Annotated in this window: 21 protein-coding genes and 1 pseudogene; 17 read left to right on the top strand and 5 right to left on the bottom strand. The window is 59.0% G+C overall.

The annotated features are described in order from the left end of the window. Positions 1–32: 32 nt before the first annotated feature. The 3 genes from rpe (at position 33) to purB (ending at position 2592) form a co-directional block, all read left to right on the top strand. Positions 33–713 carry a ribulose-phosphate 3-epimerase gene (gene rpe, locus PMI09_RS05125; protein WP_007789567.1) on the top strand — a complete coding sequence of 227 codons (681 nt, stop codon included), beginning with the start codon at positions 33–35 and terminating at the stop codon, positions 711–713. Next, positions 685–1221, top strand: coding sequence for a hypothetical protein (locus PMI09_RS05120; RefSeq protein WP_184450764.1), 537 nt, complete (start codon positions 685–687; stop codon positions 1219–1221). Before rpe ends, PMI09_RS05120 begins: the two co-directional genes overlap by 29 nt. Positions 1222–1284: 63 nt before the next feature. Next, entirely contained in the window at positions 1285–2592 is a 1308-nt protein-coding gene (gene purB / locus PMI09_RS05115) for an adenylosuccinate lyase (RefSeq protein ID WP_007789562.1), read from the top strand. Between the two features lie 6 nt (positions 2593–2598). Here the strand turns inward: purB and PMI09_RS05110 are convergent, their stop codons facing one another. Together PMI09_RS05110 and PMI09_RS05105 are read right to left on the bottom strand one after the other, a co-directional pair. Then, entirely contained in the window at positions 2599–3087 is a 489-nt protein-coding gene (locus PMI09_RS05110; protein ID WP_007789560.1) for a low affinity iron permease family protein, read from the bottom strand. A gap of 69 nt (positions 3088–3156) precedes the next feature. Further along, the gene (locus tag PMI09_RS05105) at positions 3157–3960 is read right to left on the bottom strand and encodes a DUF2189 domain-containing protein (RefSeq protein ID WP_007789558.1); all 804 of its coding nucleotides are present in this window, start codon (positions 3958–3960) and stop codon (positions 3157–3159) included. Between the two features lie 159 nt (positions 3961–4119). Here PMI09_RS05105 and PMI09_RS05100 point away from each other — a divergent pair, with 159 nt between their 5' ends. From PMI09_RS05100 to PMI09_RS05070, 7 genes are all read left to right on the top strand, one after another. Next, the gene (locus PMI09_RS05100) at positions 4120–4677 is read left to right on the top strand and encodes an RBBP9/YdeN family alpha/beta hydrolase (protein WP_037081977.1); all 558 of its coding nucleotides are present in this window, start codon (positions 4120–4122) and stop codon (positions 4675–4677) included. Positions 4678–5160: 483 nt separating this feature from the next. Next, positions 5161–7374 carry a putative bifunctional diguanylate cyclase/phosphodiesterase gene (locus PMI09_RS05095; protein ID WP_443216170.1) on the top strand — a complete coding sequence of 738 codons (2214 nt, stop codon included), beginning with the start codon at positions 5161–5163 and terminating at the stop codon, positions 7372–7374. 231 nt (positions 7375–7605) lie between these two features. Continuing rightward, positions 7606–8370: a phosphoribosylaminoimidazolesuccinocarboxamide synthase gene (gene purC / locus PMI09_RS05090; protein WP_007532892.1), complete on the top strand. Its 765-nt coding sequence runs from the start codon at positions 7606–7608 to the stop codon at positions 8368–8370. Between the two features lie 32 nt (positions 8371–8402). Continuing rightward, complete coding sequence (gene purS, locus PMI09_RS05085) at positions 8403–8645, top strand: phosphoribosylformylglycinamidine synthase subunit PurS (protein WP_007789552.1); 243 nt, start codon at positions 8403–8405, stop codon at positions 8643–8645. Positions 8646–8666: 21 nt separating this feature from the next. Continuing rightward, positions 8667–8912 (top strand): hypothetical protein, encoded by a 246-nt coding sequence (locus PMI09_RS05080; RefSeq protein ID WP_007789550.1) that lies wholly within the window; start codon positions 8667–8669, stop codon positions 8910–8912. An 8-nt stretch (positions 8913–8920) separates the two neighbouring features. Continuing rightward, positions 8921–9592: a phosphoribosylformylglycinamidine synthase subunit PurQ gene (purQ, locus tag PMI09_RS05075; RefSeq protein ID WP_007789548.1), complete on the top strand. Its 672-nt coding sequence runs from the start codon at positions 8921–8923 to the stop codon at positions 9590–9592. Positions 9593–9640: 48 nt separating this feature from the next. Continuing rightward, the gene (locus tag PMI09_RS05070; protein ID WP_007789545.1) at positions 9641–10039 is read left to right on the top strand and encodes a hypothetical protein; all 399 of its coding nucleotides are present in this window, start codon (positions 9641–9643) and stop codon (positions 10037–10039) included. Here PMI09_RS05070 and PMI09_RS05065 read toward each other — a convergent pair whose 3' ends face one another. Then, on the bottom strand, positions 10040–10246 hold the full coding sequence (locus PMI09_RS05065; RefSeq protein ID WP_443216169.1) for a DUF1127 domain-containing protein: 207 nt from the start codon (positions 10244–10246) through the stop codon (positions 10040–10042). Positions 10247–10385: 139 nt separating this feature from the next. Between PMI09_RS05065 and PMI09_RS05060 the strand changes: the two genes are divergently transcribed. The 4 genes and pseudogenes from PMI09_RS05060 (at position 10386) to PMI09_RS05050 (ending at position 14581) form a co-directional block, all read left to right on the top strand. Then, on the top strand, positions 10386–11804 hold the full coding sequence (locus PMI09_RS05060) for an aminotransferase-like domain-containing protein (RefSeq protein ID WP_007789542.1): 1419 nt from the start codon (positions 10386–10388) through the stop codon (positions 11802–11804). A gap of 83 nt (positions 11805–11887) precedes the next feature. Continuing rightward, positions 11888–11970, top strand: a pseudogene (locus PMI09_RS32790) (acyloxyacyl hydrolase); the annotation flags it as partial. Between the two features lie 123 nt (positions 11971–12093). Further along, positions 12094–14328 carry a phosphoribosylformylglycinamidine synthase subunit PurL gene (purL, locus tag PMI09_RS05055; protein WP_007789540.1) on the top strand — a complete coding sequence of 745 codons (2235 nt, stop codon included), beginning with the start codon at positions 12094–12096 and terminating at the stop codon, positions 14326–14328. A 19-nt stretch (positions 14329–14347) separates the two neighbouring features. Then, positions 14348–14581: a BolA/IbaG family iron-sulfur metabolism protein gene (locus PMI09_RS05050; RefSeq protein ID WP_007789538.1), complete on the top strand. Its 234-nt coding sequence runs from the start codon at positions 14348–14350 to the stop codon at positions 14579–14581. Between the two features lie 21 nt (positions 14582–14602). Here PMI09_RS05050 and PMI09_RS05045 read toward each other — a convergent pair whose 3' ends face one another. Next, entirely contained in the window at positions 14603–15754 is a 1152-nt protein-coding gene (locus PMI09_RS05045; protein ID WP_037081962.1) for a hypothetical protein, read from the bottom strand. A gap of 285 nt (positions 15755–16039) precedes the next feature. Between PMI09_RS05045 and grxD the strand changes: the two genes are divergently transcribed. From grxD to PMI09_RS05030, 3 genes are all read left to right on the top strand, one after another. Continuing rightward, positions 16040–16375, top strand: a complete 336-nt coding sequence (grxD, locus tag PMI09_RS05040) for a Grx4 family monothiol glutaredoxin (RefSeq protein ID WP_007532908.1) — start codon at positions 16040–16042, stop codon at positions 16373–16375. 143 nt (positions 16376–16518) lie between these two features. Then, a complete protein-coding gene (locus PMI09_RS05035; RefSeq protein ID WP_007789536.1) occupies positions 16519–17724 on the top strand; it encodes a multidrug effflux MFS transporter in 1206 nt (401 codons plus the stop codon). A 35-nt stretch (positions 17725–17759) separates the two neighbouring features. Further along, on the top strand, positions 17760–19040 hold the full coding sequence (locus tag PMI09_RS05030; protein WP_007789535.1) for a multidrug effflux MFS transporter: 1281 nt from the start codon (positions 17760–17762) through the stop codon (positions 19038–19040). An 83-nt stretch (positions 19041–19123) separates the two neighbouring features. Here PMI09_RS05030 and PMI09_RS05025 read toward each other — a convergent pair whose 3' ends face one another. Next, positions 19124–19720: a LysE family translocator gene (locus PMI09_RS05025; protein WP_007789534.1), complete on the bottom strand. Its 597-nt coding sequence runs from the start codon at positions 19718–19720 to the stop codon at positions 19124–19126. Positions 19721–19962 lie beyond the last annotated feature (242 nt).

Genomic DNA, 19962 nt, shown 5'->3' with positions numbered 1-19962 from the left:
CGCTGCGGCATGCGTTCTACGGAGAGACTTCAATGACTACGCCCATTCGCATCGCGCCATCCGTCCTTGCTGCCGATTTTGCTAAACTCGGCCAGGAAGTGCGCGACGTAACGGCCGCCGGAGCCGATTGGATTCACCTCGACGTCATGGACGGTCACTTCGTGCCGAACATTTCCTTCGGCCCTGACGTTATCAAGTCGCTGCGTTCCTATACGGATGCAGTGTTCGATTGCCATCTGATGATTGCGCCGGTCGACCCGTACCTTGAGGCCTTCGCGAAAGCCGGCTGCGATCGCATTACCGTCCATGCTGAAGCCGGGCCGCATCTCCACCGCTCGCTTCAGACGGTACGCGGGCTGGGCAAGAAGGTCGGCGTTACCATTAATCCAGCAACGCCGCTTTCGGCGATCGAGAACGTGCTCGACGACATCGACCTGATCCTCATCATGTCGGTGAACCCCGGCTTCGGCGGGCAGAAATTTATCCCGGCGATGGCCGACAAGATCGCCACAGCGCGGTCACTGATCGGTGACAGACCGATCGACCTTGAAGTTGACGGTGGAGTGACGGTCGAAACCGCGCCGATCATCGGCAAGGCTGGCGGCGATGTTCTCGTGGCCGGTTCGGCGATTTTCAAAGGCGGTTCGCTCGAGGCCTACAAGACAGCAATCAGCGCTCTACGAAATGCCGCCGAAGGTCAATCCAAGTCGTGATAAAAGCAGGCCGCCCTTGATTTCCGAGCGGCTTCGGGCGGCTCGCCCGCCCCTCCCCGATCTTTTCGTGGGCGCCATTCTCTGGGGCACCCAGATGCTGGCATCCGCAATGGCCGCGCTCTATCTCAGAAATGGGATGGAGACGGCACATGTCCGCGATCTCGCAATGCTCTATTTTGCGGGCGGTTTACTGGCCTGGCTGTTCATGTTGCCCTTGGGCCGCTTCCTTGCGCATCGACGATCCCTGAAAACACGCTTTGCAGCATTCTTCGTTGCACTTGCCGCCGGGACCATCTTGATGACGGCCTTTCTCTTCGCCATGGACTACCGGGTCTTCTACTCCGCGTGGCACGCCTCTTTTGGATCCCGCACATGGGTGTTCCAATTCGTCTTTACCGGAGCCAGCGCGGTCTATCAGTTTGCCGTGCTGGGAATTCGCCTGTTTCTTCCGCTCGGCCTTCTCTGCCTTTTCGGCACGAGTATTGCGCTTGCCAAACGCATGCGTTGAGATTGCCGCCTGTCTTTGCTACAGGGGCGCCAGCATTCTTTTTATGAACGAAAGCAGGAAGCCATGATCCCGCGCTACTCCCGACCAGAGATGGTCGCCATCTGGTCGCCCGAAACCAAATTCCGCATCTGGTTCGAAATCGAGGCTCACGCCTGCGATGCGCTCGCCGAACTGGGCGTCATCCCGAAATCCGCTGCAAAGACAATTTGGGAGCGAGGCGGCGCTGCGACGTTCGACGTTGCGCGGATCGATGAAATCGAGGCCGTCACCAAGCACGATGTCATCGCCTTCCTGACACATCTTTCAGAAATCGTCGGCCCGGATGCCCGATTCGTCCACCAGGGGATGACCTCTTCGGACGTTCTCGACACCACGCTGAACATCCAGCTCGTCCGTGCAGCCGACATTCTGCTTGCCGATATGGACCGCCTGCTTGCGGCACTCAAGGCACGCGCGTTCGAACACAAGGACACCATCCGCATCGGCCGTAGCCACGGCATTCACGCCGAGCCGACGACGATGGGACTAACGCTGGCGCGCTTCTATGCCGAGATGAGCCGCAACCGTGCGCGTCTCGTGGCTGCGCGTGCCGAAATCGCCACCGGTGCGGTTTCGGGCGCCGTCGGCACCTTTGCCAATATCGACCCACGCGTCGAGGAACACGTCTGCGCCAAGCTCGGCTTGATCCCGGAGCCCGTTTCGACCCAGGTCATTCCGCGCGACCGCCATGCGATGTTCTTCGCGATCCTCGGCGTCATCGGCTCCTCCATCGAAAACGTCGCGATCGAGATCCGCCACATGCAGCGGACTGAAGTGCTGGAAGCCGAGGAATACTTCTCGCCTGGCCAGAAGGGTTCTTCTGCCATGCCGCACAAGCGCAATCCGGTTCTGACCGAGAACCTCACCGGCCTAGCGCGCCTGGTGCGCATGTCGGTCGTTCCGGCCATGGAGAACGTCGCCCTGTGGCACGAGCGCGACATCAGCCATTCCAGCGTCGAGCGCGCCATCGGTCCCGACACGACGATCACGCTCGACTTCGCCCTCAACCGTTTGGCCGGCGTCATTGAGAAGCTTGTGGTCTATCCCGACAACATGATGAAGAATCTCGATAAATTCCGTGGCCTCGTGCATTCGCAGCGTGTACTTCTGGCGCTGACGCAGGCTGGTGTTTCGCGTGAGGATGCCTATCGGCTCGTTCAGCGTAACGCGATGAAGGTTTGGGAACAGGGCAAGGACTTCCTCGAGGAATTGCTCGCCGACGCAGAGGTCCGTGCCGCGTTATCCGAAGAAGAAATCCGCGAGAAGTTCGATCTCGGATACCATACCAAACACGTAGATACGATCTTCCGGCGCGTTTTCGGCGCTGCCTAAGTTGGACTACCGGGACGGCGCCTTCGAGGGCGCCGTTTTCCGTTTCGGCTTCCGGGGCTTCGCCGATGTCCTCTTTTCGTTCGTCTCATCAGTGGAATTTGTCGCTTTCGGCGTTCCTTTTGTCCGCCCCTCGCGCACTCCCTTTGCGGCCTTGGCGACAAGGCGGTCCAAGTGCTTCAGGTCTTCGTCATCGAGGTGCTCGATCCCGATGAACTTGTTCTCGGCGTGGCTCGTCAGAATAATCTCGTCGAGCTTGGCCTGGACAGCGCGAGCATCCCTCGTCTGCGCATTCTGCAACACGAACACCATCAGGAACGTAATAATGGTCGTTCCGGTATTGATGACCAACTGCCAAGTCTCTGAGAAATCGAAAAGTGGCCCCGTCGCTGCCCATATGGCGACGAGCGCGACAGCGAGGACAAAAGTCGCTGGCTTCCCTGCCCATTCAGACGTCTTGCTGGCAAAGCGGGTAAACAGATGTTGCGGCGCAGCCATATGTGACCTCCCTGGGGTATCCCCTCAGCGAAACTCCAAGGGAGGTGGTGCAGTTCCAGTCCGCAGCCGTCAGACAACCGGTGGTGCCACGAGCTTCCTATAGAGGTGCCAGCTGGCATGACCGAGCACCGGCATGACCAGGGCAAGCCCGACGAACAGTGGGATCGTGCCAACCATGAGAGAAACGGCGATGATCAGCCCCCAGCAGAAGACCGGCACCGGGTTGGCGACAGTCGCCCTGACCGATGTCTCCATCGCGCAGACGAGCCCAACGTCCCGATCCAGCAGCAAGGGAAAGGTCACGACGGTCGTGGCCAGAACGATGATGGCAAAGCCTAGGCCAAGCAGATGCCCCCATATGATCAGCTGTATCCCCTCAGGCGTGCCGAAGATCTCCGAGAGGAACACTGAGATCGACCGCGGGAAAACATCCCCAAAGACGTTGGAATAAAGCGTCTGCGCAGCGACGAGCCAGACGACGAAGAAGCCGAACAGCAGCAATCCGCCGGCAATGATCGACGGGAACGCCGGCGATCTCGTTACCTCAAGAGCGTGTCTCCACGAGGTGTCCATACCGGCTTCACGCCTGCGGCTGATTTCATAGAGCCCGATCGCTGCGATGGGGCCGATCAGCGCGAAACCTGATATCAGCGGGAAAATCATCGGCAGGAGGTTGGCACTTGATGTTGCGACTGCAAGAAAAATGCCGGCAATCGGATACATCAAGCATAGAAATACATAGTGGGATGGTTTTTCTCGAAAATCGTCGAGCCCGCGCCGTAGCGCATCGAGGACATCCGCAACGCTGATCTTGTTGACGACCGGGCGTGTATAGACATCGCTTGCACCCGACATAACATGGAATGCCGTCATGGCTTTCTCCTCCTCAGCCAAGATAGCCGGCAACGAAAGGATCGGCGACGACGCCGATACGAGACGCAACCGGCACTGCGGAAAAACATAACAAATTTCGCGGCCTTGTCCCACCCCTCCCTTGACATCGCCGCCAGGCTTTCTCACATCCGCGCCATCATGAAAGCTTCAGACGCCGAAATCCTCATCATCCCCGGTTATACGAATTCCGGTCCCAACCATTGGCAAAGCCGCTGGGAGGCCAAGCTCAGCACCGCTCGCCGTGTCGAACAGGCCGAATGGTCGAAGCCGGTCCGCGACGATTGGGTAAAGCGCATCTCCGAAGAGGTGAACGCTGCGACGCGACCAGTCATACTGGTCGCGCATTCGCTTGGCATTCCGTCCGCCATCCACGCCATTCCCCATTTCCGCAACAAGGTGGCAGGGGCATTCTTCGTTGCACCGCCCGATGTCGCCAATCCCGCGATACGGCCAAAGCACCTGATGACATTCGGCCCGTATCCACGAGATCCATTGCCATTCCCGACGATCACGATCGCGAGTCGCAATGATCCTTTCGGCAGCTATGAGCATGCCGACGACATCGCTGCCAGCTGGGGATCGCTCCTCATCGACGCCGGTGAGGCCGGGCACATCAACAGCGAGTCCGGCCACGGACCATGGCCGGAAGGAACAATGGTGTTTGCCCAGTTCCTGAGCCGCCTAAAGCCGTCCTAGAGGCGCTCGACCCTCGCCACCAGCAACCTCGCAGCATCGCCGCTGATCAGGATGCCGGTTCGACCGCCACTCCCTGGAGATCCGCTGACTGTTTGCGACTATCCGTCAGTCGCCCTCGCCGCGAATAAAGAGAACGCCCGCTAAGCCCACAAGAACTATGCATTGCAGTATAAACATTGGCCATTCTGGAGACATGTTGGTCCCTCCCCCATCAACGCGATATAGGGCGCAGTCAGCCAAGTGTATGCACGTTACGGAAAAGTTACACGCATATAGAGCGGCACACAAAAGCCGATAGATCCTACGTGTTTGTTTTTAATAGAATATTATTTTTATGACATTAAGGGCTATTTAATTCAATGAATGCAAAATATATACACGCTAAAAGAGCGAGTATGCAGATTGAAGCAAGCGACTCCCGATAAACGGGTTAAATCGAAGACCAAGGTCGAAGCCGCAGCGTTTGACGGCGACACGGCGCCACTGAACGGTGCTGAACTCCTGGAACGCGAGAGCCGCTGGAATTACGCGCTTGTCGGATCGGGTCTCGGCGTCTGGGATCACAATCTTCGTCTTGGCAAACGCTATTATTCCGATACCTGGAAGATCATGCGCGGCATGGCGCCCGACGAGGATGCAGACGGCGACTACGACACGTGGATCGAACTCATCCACCCCGACGACCGGGACTTTGTCGTAAAGGCCGTCGATCGGCAAAATGCCGGCGATCCCGACTATCAGATCTTCGAGTATCGCGAGCGCCACAGGGATGGCCACTGGATCTGGATTGAGTGCCGGGGCGCCTGTGTTCAATGGGACGAAAACGGTATCCCTGCCCGGCTCGTCGGCACCGATACCGACATCACCGCGCGTAAGGGGGCGGAGGAGCGGCTTGCGCACGTGTCGCGGCGCCTCGATCTTGCCCTTGATATCTCCGATATTGGGGTCTTCGAGGCTGACATCGAGAATGGAACGGTCGATTGGGACGACCGCCTTCTGGCGATCTACGGCATTACCGACACGTCGCCGGCCAACACCGGCAACGCCTGGGAGGCCTCGCTGCATCCCGACGACAGGGACCGCGTACTGGCAACGATCGATGAGTGCGTCACCAATAACACCGATTTCCAGCACGAATTCCGCATCATCAGGCAGGACGGCATCGAGCGCGTCATTCGCGCAAAAGCGGCCTTCTTTCTTGACAGCGACGGGCGTCGCAAGCTGATTGGCGCGAATTGGGATGTTACGGCCGAAGTTAGGCTCAACAACGAACTGCAGCGCGCCAAGGATCTCGCGGAAGCCCGAAACAGGGAGCTCGAAAGCGCCAAGGAGAACATCGAGCACCTGGCGTTGCACGATTATCTCACTGGCTTGCCCAATCGCCGATACCTGGACCGTATGCTGGACGAATGTTCCGCGCAATGTCGCCGGAACGGCCTGGCGCTCGCGATCCTCCACATCGATCTCGATCGCTTCAAGCAAATCAATGACACTCTCGGCCACCGCGCCGGTGACGCGATGCTGAAGCATGCAGCGCAAGTGCTGAAGGAAAGTGTCCGTTCGACCGATTTTGTCGCCCGTATTGGTGGCGACGAATTCGTGGTCCTCTGTACACTCGATGTCACGCCGAAGAAGATCTCCAATCTGGCGGAGCGCATCATCCGCAAGCTCTGCAGGCCCATTCGCTACGAGGGCCATGATTGCCGTTTCGGGGCCAGCATCGGCATTGCCACAGAAAGCAGTCCGGCGCTCGATGCCAAGCAACTTCTGCTCAATGCGGATATAGCGCTCTACCGCGCAAAAAGCGGCGGACGCAACCGGCACGAATTCTTCTCGACCGATGAGCGACGCCGCATCATCGCCAGCAAGCATTTGGCGGACGAAATCCTACTGGGGCTGGAACGGGGGGAGTTTGTTCCGTTCTACCAGTTGCAGTTCCATGCCCGAACGCTCGATGTTGCCGGAGTCGAGACGCTGGCTCGCTGGCAGCACCGGGAGCACGGTTTACTGGCGCCCGATCGTTTCCTGGCGATCGCCGAGGATCTGGATGTCGTCTCCACGATCGACGGCCTCATCCTCGAGCAAGCGCTGGCTGACCGGAAGCGATGGGAGGATGAGGGGCTCCTCATCCCGAAAATTGCGGTCAACGTATCGTCGCGTCGCCTCGGAGATCCAAACCTGGCGAAGAAGCTTCGCGGCTTGAAGATCGAACCACGCACGATTTCGTTCGAGTTGCTTGAATCGATCTCGCTGGACGATTGCGATGACGCCGTGATCGCCAATCTCCGGCACCTACGCCGCCTTGGCATCGACATAGAAATCGATGACTTCGGCACGGGCCATGCGTCCATTGTCAGCCTTTTGAAGCTGAGTCCGAAAACCTTGAAGATCGACCGCGAACTAATCCGCTTGCTGCCCCATTCGGCAGAGCAGCGGAAACTGGTCCGCTCGATCATCGATATCGGCCGTTCGCTGAACATTCTGGTCACGGCGGAGGGGGTCGAGACGATGGACCACGTCCGTATTCTTTGTGACCTCGGTTGCGATATGCTTCAGGGCTACGCGCTGGCCCGTCCGATGCCCGCGCTGCAGATAGCGCCTTTTGTACGCACCGCGTCTTGGCGGGGCGTGGAAGGCCCTGCCCGCGGTCTCCAGCAGGATCTGCGTAAGTCGGTCAACGGCTCCGGCCAGAGATAAAGGCCTGCATGACGGCCCCGACAGGGACGCCTCACATTCCGTTGATCGCAAAAAACCTGTAGACTGCTTTGCAGAAAGTCTTCGATTCTCTTAGCGGCACTCCGGCAATCCCGGATTCCGGGGAAGGAGTGACAGGCGGATTGTGAAACCCTCGCTTTTCCTTTAAGGGGACGCCACGAGATCGATCCACTCGCGCTATCCCAAGAGCGCCAACGATAGAGAACAATTGCAATGAACCGTCGCCGCCGTATTTACGAGGGCAAGGCAAAGATTCTGTATGAGGGCCCGGAACCGGGCACGCTGATCCAGTTCTTCAAAGACGATGCCACCGCCTTCAACAAGAAAAAGCACGAAGTCATCGATGGCAAGGGCGTTCTGAACAACCGCATTTCGGAATATATCTTCAGCCATCTGAACAAGATCGGCATTCCGACACATTTTATTCGCCGCCTCAACATGCGCGAGCAGTTGATCCGCGAAGTGGAAATGATCCCGCTCGAGATCGTTGTACGCAACGTTGCCGCCGGCTCTCTGTCCAAGCGCCTGGGCATCGAGGAAGGCGTTGTGCTGCCGCGCTCGATCATCGAGTTCTATTACAAGTCCGACGCGCTCGATGATCCGATGGTCTCGGAAGAGCACATCACCGCATTCGGCTGGGCAAATCCCGCCGAGCTCGATGACATCATGGCGCTCGCCATTCGCGTCAACGACTTCATGACCGGCCTTTTCCTCGGCGTCGGCATCCAGCTCGTCGATTTCAAGATCGAATGCGGGCGCCTGTATGAAGGCGACATGATGCGCATCATCCTCGCCGATGAGATTTCGCCGGACTCCTGCCGTCTGTGGGATATCGATACCCGCGAGAAGATGGATAAGGACCGCTTCCGCCGTGACATGGGTGGACTTCTCGAAGCCTATTCGGAAGTTGCGCGCCGCCTCGGTATCATCAACGAGAACGAACCCGTGCGCGGCACCGGTCCGGTGCTCGTGAAGTAAGACTTTCAGGCCAGCAAGACAGGGAAGATAAAGTGATCAAGGCTCGTGTAACCGTCACGCTGAAGAACGGCGTTCTCGATCCGCAGGGCAAGGCCATCGAGGGCGCCCTCGGCGCGCTCGGATTCGATGGTGTCGGCCATGTCCGTCAGGGCAAGGTTTTCGACGTCGAACTCGAAGGCGCCGACAAGGCTAAAGCGGAGAGCGACCTTAAGGCAATGTGCGAGAAACTCCTCGCAAATACGGTGATCGAGAACTATAATATTTCCGTCGACTAATCTGGTCGTGGAGCGCACTCGATGGCTGAATTGACGCAAGAGCTCATGCTTGAGTTGTTGACGAAAATGCACGAGCACATCGACACACTGGATGCGTCGCTTGACGACATCCGGAGCGAAATGCATTGCATGCGCGACACAATGAGCTCGATGCAGCAGGAAATACATAGTATTTACGGTGTCCTTGGCCGGCACGAAGGCCGGCTGGAACGCATTGAAAAGCGTCTCGTACTTAGAGAACTTGCAGAAGCACAAACAAGGTTTTAGTCGCACTCATGAAATCAGCCGTCGTTCAACTTCCGGGCCTCAATCGCGATCGCGACATGATCGCTGCACTGACGAAAATCTCCGGTCGCGCACCGGTGACGATCTGGCAAACGGAAACGGACATTCCGGACGTCGACCTCATCGTCATCCCTGGTGGCTTTTCCTATGGCGACTACCTTCGTTGTGGTGCCATCGCCGCGCGCATGCCTGTGATGCAGGCAATCATCGAAAAGGCGAACAAGGGCGTCAAGGTTCTGGGCGTATGCAACGGCTTCCAGATCCTCCTCGAGGCAGGTCTGCTGCCCGGCGCACTGATGCGCAATGCCTCGCTCAAGTTCGTCTGCCGCGAGATCAAGCTCGAAATCGTCAATGCCGACACCGATTTCACCCGTGCCTACTCCAAGGGCCAGGTGATCCGCTCCCCCGTTGCGCATCACGATGGCAACTATTTCGCCGACGCCGAAACCCTGGCGAAGATCGAGGGCAATGGTCAGGTGGTCTTCCGTTACGCGGAGGGCACCAATCCGAACGGCTCGGTCAACGATATTGCTGGCGTCCTGAACGACAAGGGCAACGTCCTCGGCATGATGCCGCACCCCGAAAACCTCATCGAAGCAGCACACGGCGGTTCCGACGGCCGCGGTCTGTTCGCTTCTGCCCTCGAGGTAATCGCTGCTTAACCTTCGGCACGTAAGAGGCCATTCATCCGGTCCATTGGAGCAAGATTGATGCGCCCTCGCCTTACGACGACACGTGTTCTCGCGATTGCCGCAACGGCGGCGCTGATCGCCTCCTGCCAATCAAACACGCCGGCGAAGGCGCCTGATCGCAGCGCGCTTTCCACCATGGAGCGCGTTGCTCTTGGCGCAAATGCCTGTTGGTTCAAATCGGGCGATGCCGCCTTCGCAGCCTACAGGCTGGCGCCGGAACTGAATTCCTTCTCCGGCCGTCCACGCATTCTCGTCGTGCACAAGGGAAGCCCTGAGAGCCGTCCATTGCTCGTCGTTCAGGCTGAAGGCACCCCCTCCAAGCTCGATGCCTTTGGTCCGATGATGCAAAGCGCCACGGGACCGCGGATCGTCAAGGACGTCACCCGTTGGGCATCCGGCGGCAAAGCTTGCAGCTGATCAATCCCAGAAGAATGACTTACTGGCTTCCCTGCGTGCATCCGCACGCGTAACGCCGATGTCTATTAGCTCGGCGTCTGTCAAATCGCGCAACACCCTGCGGCTCTCGCGCTTCTGATGCCACGACGATAGCCGATGCCATACGGACTGCAGTAAGGCTTGAGCGCGCGATACGCCGCCTGAGTCTTGCCGAACACGGTATTGCATCGATTGCACCTGAGAAGACAAAGGTGCAATCGGGGACTCGTTCTCTGGAACGGCAGACATATCTTTCTCCAAACGGAATTGTATCTGTCATTCAGATAATCTTGACGAATAAAGGGTGACAATATAGAGAATTGTCATCATGACAACTTGGCTCCCAGACGTTTCGCGTGGTTCCGGCCCGGTCTACCTCCGGATTGCGGACAGCATTGAATCAGCCATCGCCAGCGGCACATTGCCTGCAGGCAGCAAATTGCCGCCGCAACGAAACCTCGCCTACGACATTGGCGTAACAATCGGGACAATCGGCCGCGCATACGCGCTGGTGCACGAGCGCGGCCTCGTCGCCGGTGAAGTCGGCCGCGGAACCTACGTGCTGGATCGCGCCGAGACCGCACCCGGCAATCAGCCGGATCCGTTAACCATCGCGCTCGGCGGCACGCGCGCTATCGATGCGCCGGCCGGCAAGATACGCTTTGACACCACGGCGGCTCCGGATCTCGGTCAGGGTAAGATCATCGGCAGCGTGCTCGCCGCCATTGGCGAGGAAAAGCTTTCCGAAATCTCGTCCTATTCCCGTGTCTTCCCGCAAAATTGGTACGAGGCTGGCCGGCGTTGGCTCGCCAGAAACGATTGGACGCCTGAAACAGAAAACATCGTCCCTACCCTTGGGGCGCATGCGGCGGCTGTTGCGGTCATCTCGGCCGTGTCATCGCCTGGTGACAAGATCGTATTCGAAGACCTGAGCTACACGCAGGTCAGTCGCAGCGCGCGCATTCTCGGTCGCCGCACCATTACTGTCGAGTCCGACGAGAATGGTGTGATCCCCGATGACTTCGAGCGCCTCTGCCTTCAGCAGCATCCGAAACTTGCGTTCCTGATGCCCACCGCACACAATCCCACGCTGGCCACGATGCCCCGCGACCGCCGGGCAAGCATCGCGGAAATTGCGCGTCGGCATGGCGTCTGGCTGATTGAGGACGATCTCTACGGCGGAATGACCGGAGACGAAAATCCCCTGCTCGCATCGCTCGCGCCCGATCGCACGTTCCTGATCAGCGGCCTTTCGAAGTCGGTGGCTGCCGGAGTGCGCGGCGGCTGGGTCGCCTGCCCGCCGCATTTTGCGCAGCGGATCAAGGTGACGCACAAGATGATCACCGGCGGGCTGCCTTTCATTCTGGCCGAGGCTTGCGCCCGTCTCGTAATGAGCGGCCAGGCACACGAAATCCGCAAGGCCAGTGCGGCGGAACTGACGTTACGTGAACGGCTCGCGCGGGAACAGTTGCAGGGATACGACTTCGTATCGCATCCGCATGTGCCATTCCTCTGGCTGAAGCTGCCCGATCCTTGGCTCTCTGGAACCTTCAAGAACGCCGCCTACAGGGATGGTGTCCTGATCGACGACGAGGATGAGTTCAAGGCAGCTCGAGCAGAGAAAGTCTATCATCGCGTACGGATAGGCTTCTCCTCGCCGCGCAACCGGGAAGATATGGTTGCGGGATTGATGACGCTGCGACGCCTGCTGGAAAGCGGCGGCGCTGGCTACGACGGCGAGATTTGAGATTGCGGCGACGGGGCCGCTGACCGGCGACAAAACAGCGCCGGTCGGCAAAAGTCGCTTTACCCAACGATCATCGATGGTACGCCCATTCGTCCCATACCAATCTCTGCGACGGTCCGAGCAACGGCATGACGCGCGCCTGCATCAGGTCGGTTACAAGTTTTAAGCGGCGCAGTTGGCTCCCTGTATACCCGCCGTCTGTTAGCAGCTGCCATTTTCCTGTCGCGCGTTTCATTCAGTTAGGCTAAAGACACCGCAATCGCGCAACGGCAGGGACTTCCGAGAGCTCATGACCATTTCCAATACCCGCCCGATCACCCCCGAACTGATCGCCGCCCATGGCCTGAAGCCAGACGAATATCAGCGGATATTGGACCTGATCGGCCGCGAACCGACCTTCACGGAGCTCGGCATCTTCTCGGCCATGTGGAACGAGCACTGCTCGTACAAATCCTCCAAGAAGTGGTTGCGCACGTTGCCGACCAAAGGCCCGCGCGTCATCCAGGGACCCGGCGAAAACGCCGGTGTCGTCGACATCGACGACGGTGACTGCGTCGTCTTCAAGATGGAGAGCCACAACCACCCCTCCTACATCGAGCCGTATCAGGGCGCGGCGACGGGTGTCGGCGGCATTCTGCGCGACGTCTTCACCATGGGCGCCCGCCCGATCGCAGCGATGAATGCGCTGCGTTTCGGCGAGCCGGACCATCCGAAGACCCGCCACCTCGTCTCCGGCGTTGTGTCCGGCGTTGGCGGCTATGGCAACTCCTTCGGCGTACCGACCGTCGGCGGCGAAGTCGAATTCGACGCCCGCTACAACGGCAACATTCTGGTCAACGCCTTTGCCGCGGGTCTCGCCAAGTCCAACGCGATCTTCCTGTCAGAAGCCAAGGGCGTCGGTCTCCCGGTCGTCTATCTCGGCGCCAAGACCGGCCGTGATGGCGTTGGCGGTGCGACCATGGCGTCGGCTGAATTCGACGAATCCATCGAGGAAAAGCGCCCGACCGTACAGGTCGGCGACCCCTTTACCGAAAAGTGCCTGCTGGAAGCCTGCCTTGAGCTGATGCAAACCGGGGCCGTCATCGCCATTCAGGACATGGGGGCTGCCGGCCTCACCTGCTCGGCCGTCGAGATGGGCGCCAAGGGCGATCTCGGCATCCTGCTCGATCTCGACACCGTGCCAGTGCGTGAAGAGCAGATGACGGCCTATGAGATGATGCTGTCCGAGAGCCAGGAGCGCATGCTCATGGTCCTGGAGCCGGAAAAGGAAGCCGTCGCAAAGGCGATCTTCGTTAAGTGGGGCCTCGATTTCGCGATCGTCGGCAAGACCACCGACGACCTGCGCTTCCGCGTCGTCCACCAGGGCGAAGAAGTCGCCAACCTGCCTATCAAGGATCTCGGTGACCAAGCGCCCGAATATGACCGTCCGTGGCGCGAGTCCGACAAGCGCGCGCCATTGCCTGCCAACCTCGTTGCCGCACCGGCTGACTACGGTCGGGCGCTGCTGCAACTCGTTGGCTCTCCCAATCAATCAAGCCGCCGCTGGGTTTACGAGCAGTACGATACGCTGATCCAGGGCAACTCGCTCCAGCTTCCGGGCGGTGATGCTGGCGTCGTTCGTGTCGAAAACCATGCGACCAAGGCTCTCGCTTTTTCCTCTGACGTCACGCCACGCTATGTCGAGGCAGACCCGTTCGAAGGCGGCAAGCAGGCGGTCGCGGAATGCTGGCGCAATATCACGGCAACCGGCGCAGAGCCGCTGGCAGCCACCGATAACCTGAACTTCGGCAATCCCGAGAAGCCCGAGATCATGGGCCAGTTCGTCCAGGCCGTGAAGGGCATCGGAGAAGCCTGCCGGGTTCTCGATTTCCCCATCGTATCGGGCAATGTCTCGCTCTACAATGAAACCAATGGTGTTGCGATCCTGCCGACACCGACGATCGCCGGCGTTGGCCTCCTGCCCGACTGGAAGAAGATGGCTCGTATCGGCAGCGCTTCGAATGGCGACAAGGTGATCATGATTGGTACGGACGGCAGCCATCTCGGTTCCTCGGTCTACCTGCGTGATGTTATTGGCAGCACTGAAGGCCCCGCTCCGGAAGTCGACCTCTTGGCAGAGCGCCGCAACGGCGACTTCGTGCGCTCGGTGATCCGCAACGGCCTGGCAACGGCCTGCCACGATATCTCTTCGGGCGGCCTCGTACTCGCTCTCGCCGAAATGGCGATGGCGTCCAGCAAGGGCCTCAAGATCAGCCTCGGTGAATGCAGGGGCGCGCCGCATGCGCTGCTGTTCGGCGAAGATCAGGCCCGCTATGTTCTGACGCTGCCAGCGGATGTGGCAAACTTCGTCTGCGCCAATGCCGAAGGTGCGGGCATACCCTTCCGCCGTCTCGGCACGGTCGAGGGTGACAGCCTTGTCGTCGACGATCTGCTATCGCTGCCAATTCAGCAATTGCGCGACGCCCATGAATCATGGTTCCCTGATTACATGGAAGGCCATGGCACGCTCGCTGCCACGGAATAATGCGCAAGGAGTAACGATCATGCCTATGAAACCCGGTGATATCGAAGACATGATCAAGGCCGGCATCCCCGGCGCCAAGGTAACCATCCGCGATCTCGCCGGCGACGGCGACCATTATGCGGCTGAGGTGGTCGCGGAAGCCTTTCGCGGCAAGAGCCGCGTGCAGCAGCACCAGATGGTCTACGAGGCTCTCAAGGGTAACATGGGCGGCATATTGCATGCCCTGGCGCTGCAGACATCGGCACCTGATTGATATCGAATGCAAAATGCCCGGTCACAAGCCGGGCATTTTGCTGTAGCCACCTTCTGCAAAGACCGAGCCCGACCGTGGACCGGCGGTCAGCAGCGTGAAGTCGAAGGGAGCCCGCAAGTCCGGCCCCAGGACGTACTGCCGATGCACGCGCAGAAAGTCCTTCTTGATCTTCCTGTAGTGTTCAACGGTTAGCATCTGCTTGACGCGGATGAACACCATCCTGGCAGGCCGTAGATAGCCATGCCCGCAAACCGCCACCACCGGCACTTTATAGAAATGGATTGCGTCGGTCAGGCACTGGACATCGAGCCAGTAAACGTTGTCGCATCGCGCAATCAGGCCCACCCGTGACCGCAGCAATTGCGCGGGACGCAACAAAGCACACTGAAGGATTGCTGACCCGAGCGTCGCAAAGATCACCCTCTTGCCGGCGAAAATATCCGGATATCGCTCGAGAAGTGTGCCGATCACATGCGCAGCAACGCTGGAGCCCATGCTGTGAGATGAGATGACGTATTCGTCCGCAGTCTCCGACAAGGCTGCCCGGGCGGCAGTGGCGCAGTGATCGAGCCATTGATTGAATTCTGGATCGCTCATCCGAGCAAGAGCCACCGCCATGCGCCAGTCCGCGAAAAGATGCAATGTGTAGAAACGTTCGGCAAAAGGCAGAAACGCAAAGATGAAGAAACATAACGCTAGTGCCACGCTCCACAGAAGATGAAGGGCGGGCAACTCCGTACCGATCGGTATAACAGCGATCGTCGCACTGAGCGCAAAGCCCAGAATCATCATCAGAAACGGAAAGATGAAGAACAATCCGAATCGCCAGGCATGCCTGAAATAACCCGCCATCCCACCAAAGGCGATGACCTGCAAAGCGCTCCGAAAACCTGAGAGGATCTGTGTCGCCCGGCTGCCAGCTCTAAGCTTTTCCACGAGAGCGTCGTGGTCGAAGACATGGATATGGCTGTTGGTTTCCCAGCCATCCGCGCTCGCCCTCACCTTGAAGCTCGTTGAATCCGGTCCGTATTCCGGTTCACCTGTCAGCACTGAGAAATCCCAAACAGCCGCACTTTGCTTTGCTGAGCGTTGGTAGCGAGCGATGTGAGCACGCCCGTCAAGTGGCTCGAACCCCGGAAAATGGAGAACGACCCTTTTCGAAATCACTGTCATTATTTTCTTTCTTTGCCGCGGGCACGGCAGATAATTGCTGCGCCGCAATCGGCGAGAATTGTGGCGAAATCCGGGTAATTTCCCGTGCGAAACGCGCGCCACTCGTACCTCGTCGTATCGCTTCAGTGGAGGGCGTAACGCAAGCGCAACAATCCGCCGTCTGCAAACCGATAGGGTGCTCTTTTTTTGCCGGCGCCTGCTGGAATTCCGGCGATCACATGCTATCTAAGCTTAACGATTGAAACGGCGGGCCTTTAACTCGCCTGTGGAAAGGATTAGGTCCCTATGAGCGGTATCAACGAATTCATCGACAACGAAATCAAGAGCAACGACGTCGTCCTCTTCATGAAGGGAACGCCGCAGTTTCCGCAGTGTGGATTCTCCGGCCAGGTCGTGCAGATTCTCGATTACATCGGCGTCGACTACAAGGGCATCAACGTGCTCGCTGACTCCGAAATCCGCCAGGGCATCAAGGATTATTCAAACTGGCCGACGATCCCGCAGCTCTACGTAAAGGGCGAGTTCATCGGCGGCTGCGACATCGTCCGGGAAATGTTCCAGGCCGGTGAATTGCAGCAGCACCTGCAGGAACACGGCGTCACCGTTCGCGGCGCCGCCTGACCTGTCCGGTCACCGGGCGTCCGCCCGGTTTCCAAATCTTGTATTTTGAGTCCGAGGCGCTGTGCTGAACAGCGCCTTGGCCCGTTTATGGGAATTCCATTGTGACAGATTCATCACAAGCCGTGCACGCGGGCCAATTGCCCATGGGCAAAGGGGAGTTCATTGCGCTCGCCGCCTTCCTGATGGCGGTCAATTCGCTTGCGATCGACATCATGCTTCCGGCGCTTCAGCAGATCGGCGCAAGCCTCGGCGTCGAAAGCGAAAATCACCGTCAATTCGTCGTTTCCGCCTATCTGCTTGGTTTCGGCTCGGCGCAACTCTTCTATGGCCCCCTCTCAGACCGCTTCGGCCGTCGCCTGCCGCTCCTGATCGGCCTCGTCATCTATATCTGTTCCGCGCTCGGGATCGCGCTGGTACCGTCCTTTGCGGGGTTGCTTGCGCTTCGTTTCGTTCAGGGCATTGGTTCGGCGGCCACCCGCGTCATCACGATATCCATCGTTCGTGATATCTACGGCGGCCGGCAGATGGCGGAGGTCATGTCGCTGATCATGATGGTCTTCATGATCGTCCCCGTCATCGCGCCGGGCAGCGGCCAGATCATCATGTTCTTCGGCAGCTGGCATCTGATCTTCGTATTCATCGCCGTCATGGCTGCACTGATTTCGGGCTGGGCCTATCTTCGCCTTCCCGAGACCCTGCATCCCTTGAACGTTCGCCCCTTCACCGCCCGTTCAGTGATCGGTGGTTTCAAGCTCGTGCTGACGAACCGGATCGCGCTCTGCTACACGATCGCCAGCACCTTCATCTTCGGCTCACTGTTCGGCTTCATCAATTCCGCGCAGCAGATTTACGTCGGCATCTACGGGCTAGGCGTCTACTTCCCCTTCGCTTTTGCCGGCGTCGCCGTCTTCATGTCGCTCTCGTCATTCCTGAACTCGCGGCTTGTCGGGAAGTTCGGCATGCGGCGGCTTTCCCATGGTGCATTGGCCGGCTTTATCACGATCAATACCATCTGGCTTCTGGCCCTTCTGCTGGGTCCGCACCCGATGCCCTTCCCGCTCTTCATCGGCTTCTTCGGCCTGGCGATGTTCCAGTTCGGCTGGATTGGCTCCAACTTCAATTCGCTTGCCATGGAACCGCTCGGCCATGTTGCGGGAACGGCTTCGTCCGTCCTCGGCTTCATGAGCACCGTCGGGGGCGCGCTGATCGGCGCCGGCATCGGCCAAGCTTTCAACGGTACCGCTCTGCCGATGGTCGCGGGCTATTTCACCGTCTCGATCATCGGCCTGATCTTCGTTTTGATCGCAGAAAAGGGGCGTCTCTTCCAGCCGCATAATCCCGCGGTCTGATCGGGTCACCCGCCTCGTATTTCAGGATTTCCATTATGACGCCACTGCATAAACCACATGTTGAAAATCAGGGCTCCGGCCGAATAGGCATGGGCTTCGTCGAATTTGTCATCACCATCGCCATCATGACCGCCAGCGTCGCCATGGCGATCGATAGCATGTTGCCGTCCCTGCCCGCGATCGGCCATTCATTCGGCGTTATCAACGCCAACGACGCGCAGCTCGTGATCGGCGTCTTCTTCCTCGGCTTCGGCGTTTCGCAGATCATCTTCGGCAGCTTGTCGGATACGTTCGGCCGCCGGAACATCCTGCTTGGAGGCTTGGCGGTCTACGTGCTCGCCATGTTCGCCGCTGCTGCCACAGGCAGCTTCGAAATGCTGTTGATCATGCGTTTCGTTCAGGGCCTCGGCGGCGCAGCCGTCCGCATCACCACGATGGCGATCGTCCGTGACTGCTTCGGTGGCCGCGAAATGGCGCGCGTGATGTCCTACGTCATGATCGTCTTCATGATCGTTCCGATCGTGGCACCTTCGGTCGGTCAGTTGATTATCACCTATGCCAACTGGCACTGGATATTCATCCTGCTCGGCCTCGTTGGCGCCATCCTGTTTCTATGGGCACTGCTGCGTCTCAAGGAATCTCTCCCGAAGGAAGAACGTATCCCCCTGTCGGTCGGCTCCGTCGTCGACGGCTTCAAGACCGTCCTGACCAACAAGATCACCTGCGGCTACATGATCGGCCTGACCATGTTCACCGGCGTCATCAGCGCCTATGTGATCTCGGTCCAGCAGGTCTTCGGCGAGGTCTATGGTCTCGGCGACTGGTTGCCGATCGCCTTTGCGGCGACGGCGGGAGGTATCGCGGTAGCAAACTTCGCCAACGGCTTCTTCGTCCGCAAGTTCGGCATGCGCCGCATCTCGCACGTCGCCATGATCCTGTTCACGATCGTTTCAGCGATCGGCTATGTCAAAGCACTCGGCGGTCGCCCCGATTTCGCCTTCGCCTATGCGCTCTTCACGATCCTGCTGATGATGTTTGCGGTCATAGCCACCAACTTCACGGCAATCAGCCTGGAACCGATGGGCAACCTGGCCGGCACGGCAACCGCCATCACCGGCTTCGTGTCGACGACCATCGGCGCGATCCTCGGTGGCACCGTCGGCCAGCTGTTCAACGGCACGGTCCAGCCGCTCTTCGGCGGCTTCGCAGTGTTCGGTGCGATCAGCATCGCGGCAACGCTCTGGGCGGAAGGCGGCAAGCTCTTCACGCATCCTGGCGACAGCCCGCAGCTCGATTCCGGCGCCGGCCACTTCTAGAAGCCGACCGGTCTGTCTCTCCCGTTTGAACGCATAGCGTATCGCCCGCAACATGCCGTTGCGGGCGCCACTGCCTCAGGGAGTTAGCGCCACACTAGAACAACCGATACAGCCAGTGCCGATGCCATGGCGATATTGAAAAGCTTGGCCGAACGTTGTGCCCGGAGAAGTTGGGCCATGAGTGCGCCCAAGACAAGCCATAGCAGCCCGGCCGGAAAAGCCACAGCAGCAAACAGCGTCCCCATCCATAGGGCGCCGCTGGTTTGGGCATGCTGCGGGGACACAAGATAGGTGCTGCCCGCGCTCAGGGCGACCAGCCACCCTTTTGGGTTCAACCACTGGAACAGAAAAGCCTGCAGAAATCCCGCCGCCTGTGCCGGGCTATCCGCCTCAAAAGTGCCGGCATTGACGATCTTCCAGGCAAGCCACAGCAGGAACAGAGAACCGGCCACTTTCATCGCCGTTACGATAGCTGGTACAGCGGCGACAATTTCTCCGACACCGAAGGCACTTAGAACGATCATCACTCCCATGCCCAGTGACGCACCGAGCGGACAGCCAATGCCTCTCAAAGTGCCGACGGTCGCACCGGTGGACAGGATCATGGTGTTGCTTGGCCCCGGCGTGACCGCCGCGATGAATGCAAACAGCAGGAAGGCCAGCGCCTGAGCGGTATCCATCGCCCCTCTCCACGTGGTTCTCGAAAGACGAAAGAACCTCTAGGCCTGGCGCACACTCTTGTCTTGTATGTTTGTGTGCAAGCACCATCGAATGGCCCTTGCCACTAGCGGGTCAGCTTCTCATAAGGAAACCGAATGGAGCGACGGCAGCCGATATGATGCGGCGCACCGTCGGTCCAAACGCGCAGACTAGCTGCCACTTCTGCACAAGACGTATTTCACGTCTTCTCCAAGGGAGTCGC

The organism is Rhizobium sp. CF122 (assembly GCF_000282035.1).
GTDB lineage: Bacteria > Pseudomonadota > Alphaproteobacteria > Rhizobiales > Rhizobiaceae > Rhizobium.
Note: the sequence above shows the minus strand (reverse complement) of the source record. Positions and strands in the feature narration are given on the sequence as shown.

Bases quoted from the DNA above. Each gene is read 5' to 3' on its own strand.
- PMI09_RS05105 (WP_007789558.1), bottom strand. From the start codon at position 3,960: ATGACGGCATTCCATGTTATGTCGGGTGCAAGCGATGTCTATACACGC.
- PMI09_RS05100 (WP_037081977.1), top strand. From the start codon at position 4,120: ATGAAAGCTTCAGACGCCGAAATCCTCATCATCCCCGGTTATACGAAT.
- purC (WP_007532892.1), top strand. From the start codon at position 7,606: ATGAACCGTCGCCGCCGTATTTACGAGGGCAAGGCAAAGATTCTGTAT.
- grxD (WP_007532908.1), top strand. From the start codon at position 16,040: ATGAGCGGTATCAACGAATTCATCGACAACGAAATCAAGAGCAACGAC.
- rpe (WP_007789567.1), top strand. From the start codon at position 33: ATGACTACGCCCATTCGCATCGCGCCATCCGTCCTTGCTGCCGATTTT.
- PMI09_RS05070 (WP_007789545.1), top strand. From the start codon at position 9,641: ATGCGCCCTCGCCTTACGACGACACGTGTTCTCGCGATTGCCGCAACG.
- purB (WP_007789562.1), top strand. From the start codon at position 1,285: ATGATCCCGCGCTACTCCCGACCAGAGATGGTCGCCATCTGGTCGCCC.
- PMI09_RS05080 (WP_007789550.1), top strand. From the start codon at position 8,667: ATGGCTGAATTGACGCAAGAGCTCATGCTTGAGTTGTTGACGAAAATG.
- PMI09_RS05120 (WP_184450764.1), top strand. From the start codon at position 685: ATGCCGCCGAAGGTCAATCCAAGTCGTGATAAAAGCAGGCCGCCCTTG.
- purL (WP_007789540.1), top strand. From the start codon at position 12,094: ATGACCATTTCCAATACCCGCCCGATCACCCCCGAACTGATCGCCGCC.
- PMI09_RS05035 (WP_007789536.1), top strand. From the start codon at position 16,519: ATGGGCAAAGGGGAGTTCATTGCGCTCGCCGCCTTCCTGATGGCGGTC.
- PMI09_RS05065 (WP_443216169.1), bottom strand. From the start codon at position 10,246: ATGCAATACCGTGTTCGGCAAGACTCAGGCGGCGTATCGCGCGCTCAA.
- PMI09_RS05050 (WP_007789538.1), top strand. From the start codon at position 14,348: ATGCCTATGAAACCCGGTGATATCGAAGACATGATCAAGGCCGGCATC.
- purQ (WP_007789548.1), top strand. From the start codon at position 8,921: ATGAAATCAGCCGTCGTTCAACTTCCGGGCCTCAATCGCGATCGCGAC.
- PMI09_RS05025 (WP_007789534.1), bottom strand. From the start codon at position 19,720: ATGGATACCGCTCAGGCGCTGGCCTTCCTGCTGTTTGCATTCATCGCG.
- PMI09_RS05030 (WP_007789535.1), top strand. From the start codon at position 17,760: ATGACGCCACTGCATAAACCACATGTTGAAAATCAGGGCTCCGGCCGA.
- PMI09_RS05045 (WP_037081962.1), bottom strand. From the start codon at position 15,754: ATGACAGTGATTTCGAAAAGGGTCGTTCTCCATTTTCCGGGGTTCGAG.
- PMI09_RS05060 (WP_007789542.1), top strand. From the start codon at position 10,386: ATGACAACTTGGCTCCCAGACGTTTCGCGTGGTTCCGGCCCGGTCTAC.
- PMI09_RS05110 (WP_007789560.1), bottom strand. From the start codon at position 3,087: ATGGCTGCGCCGCAACATCTGTTTACCCGCTTTGCCAGCAAGACGTCT.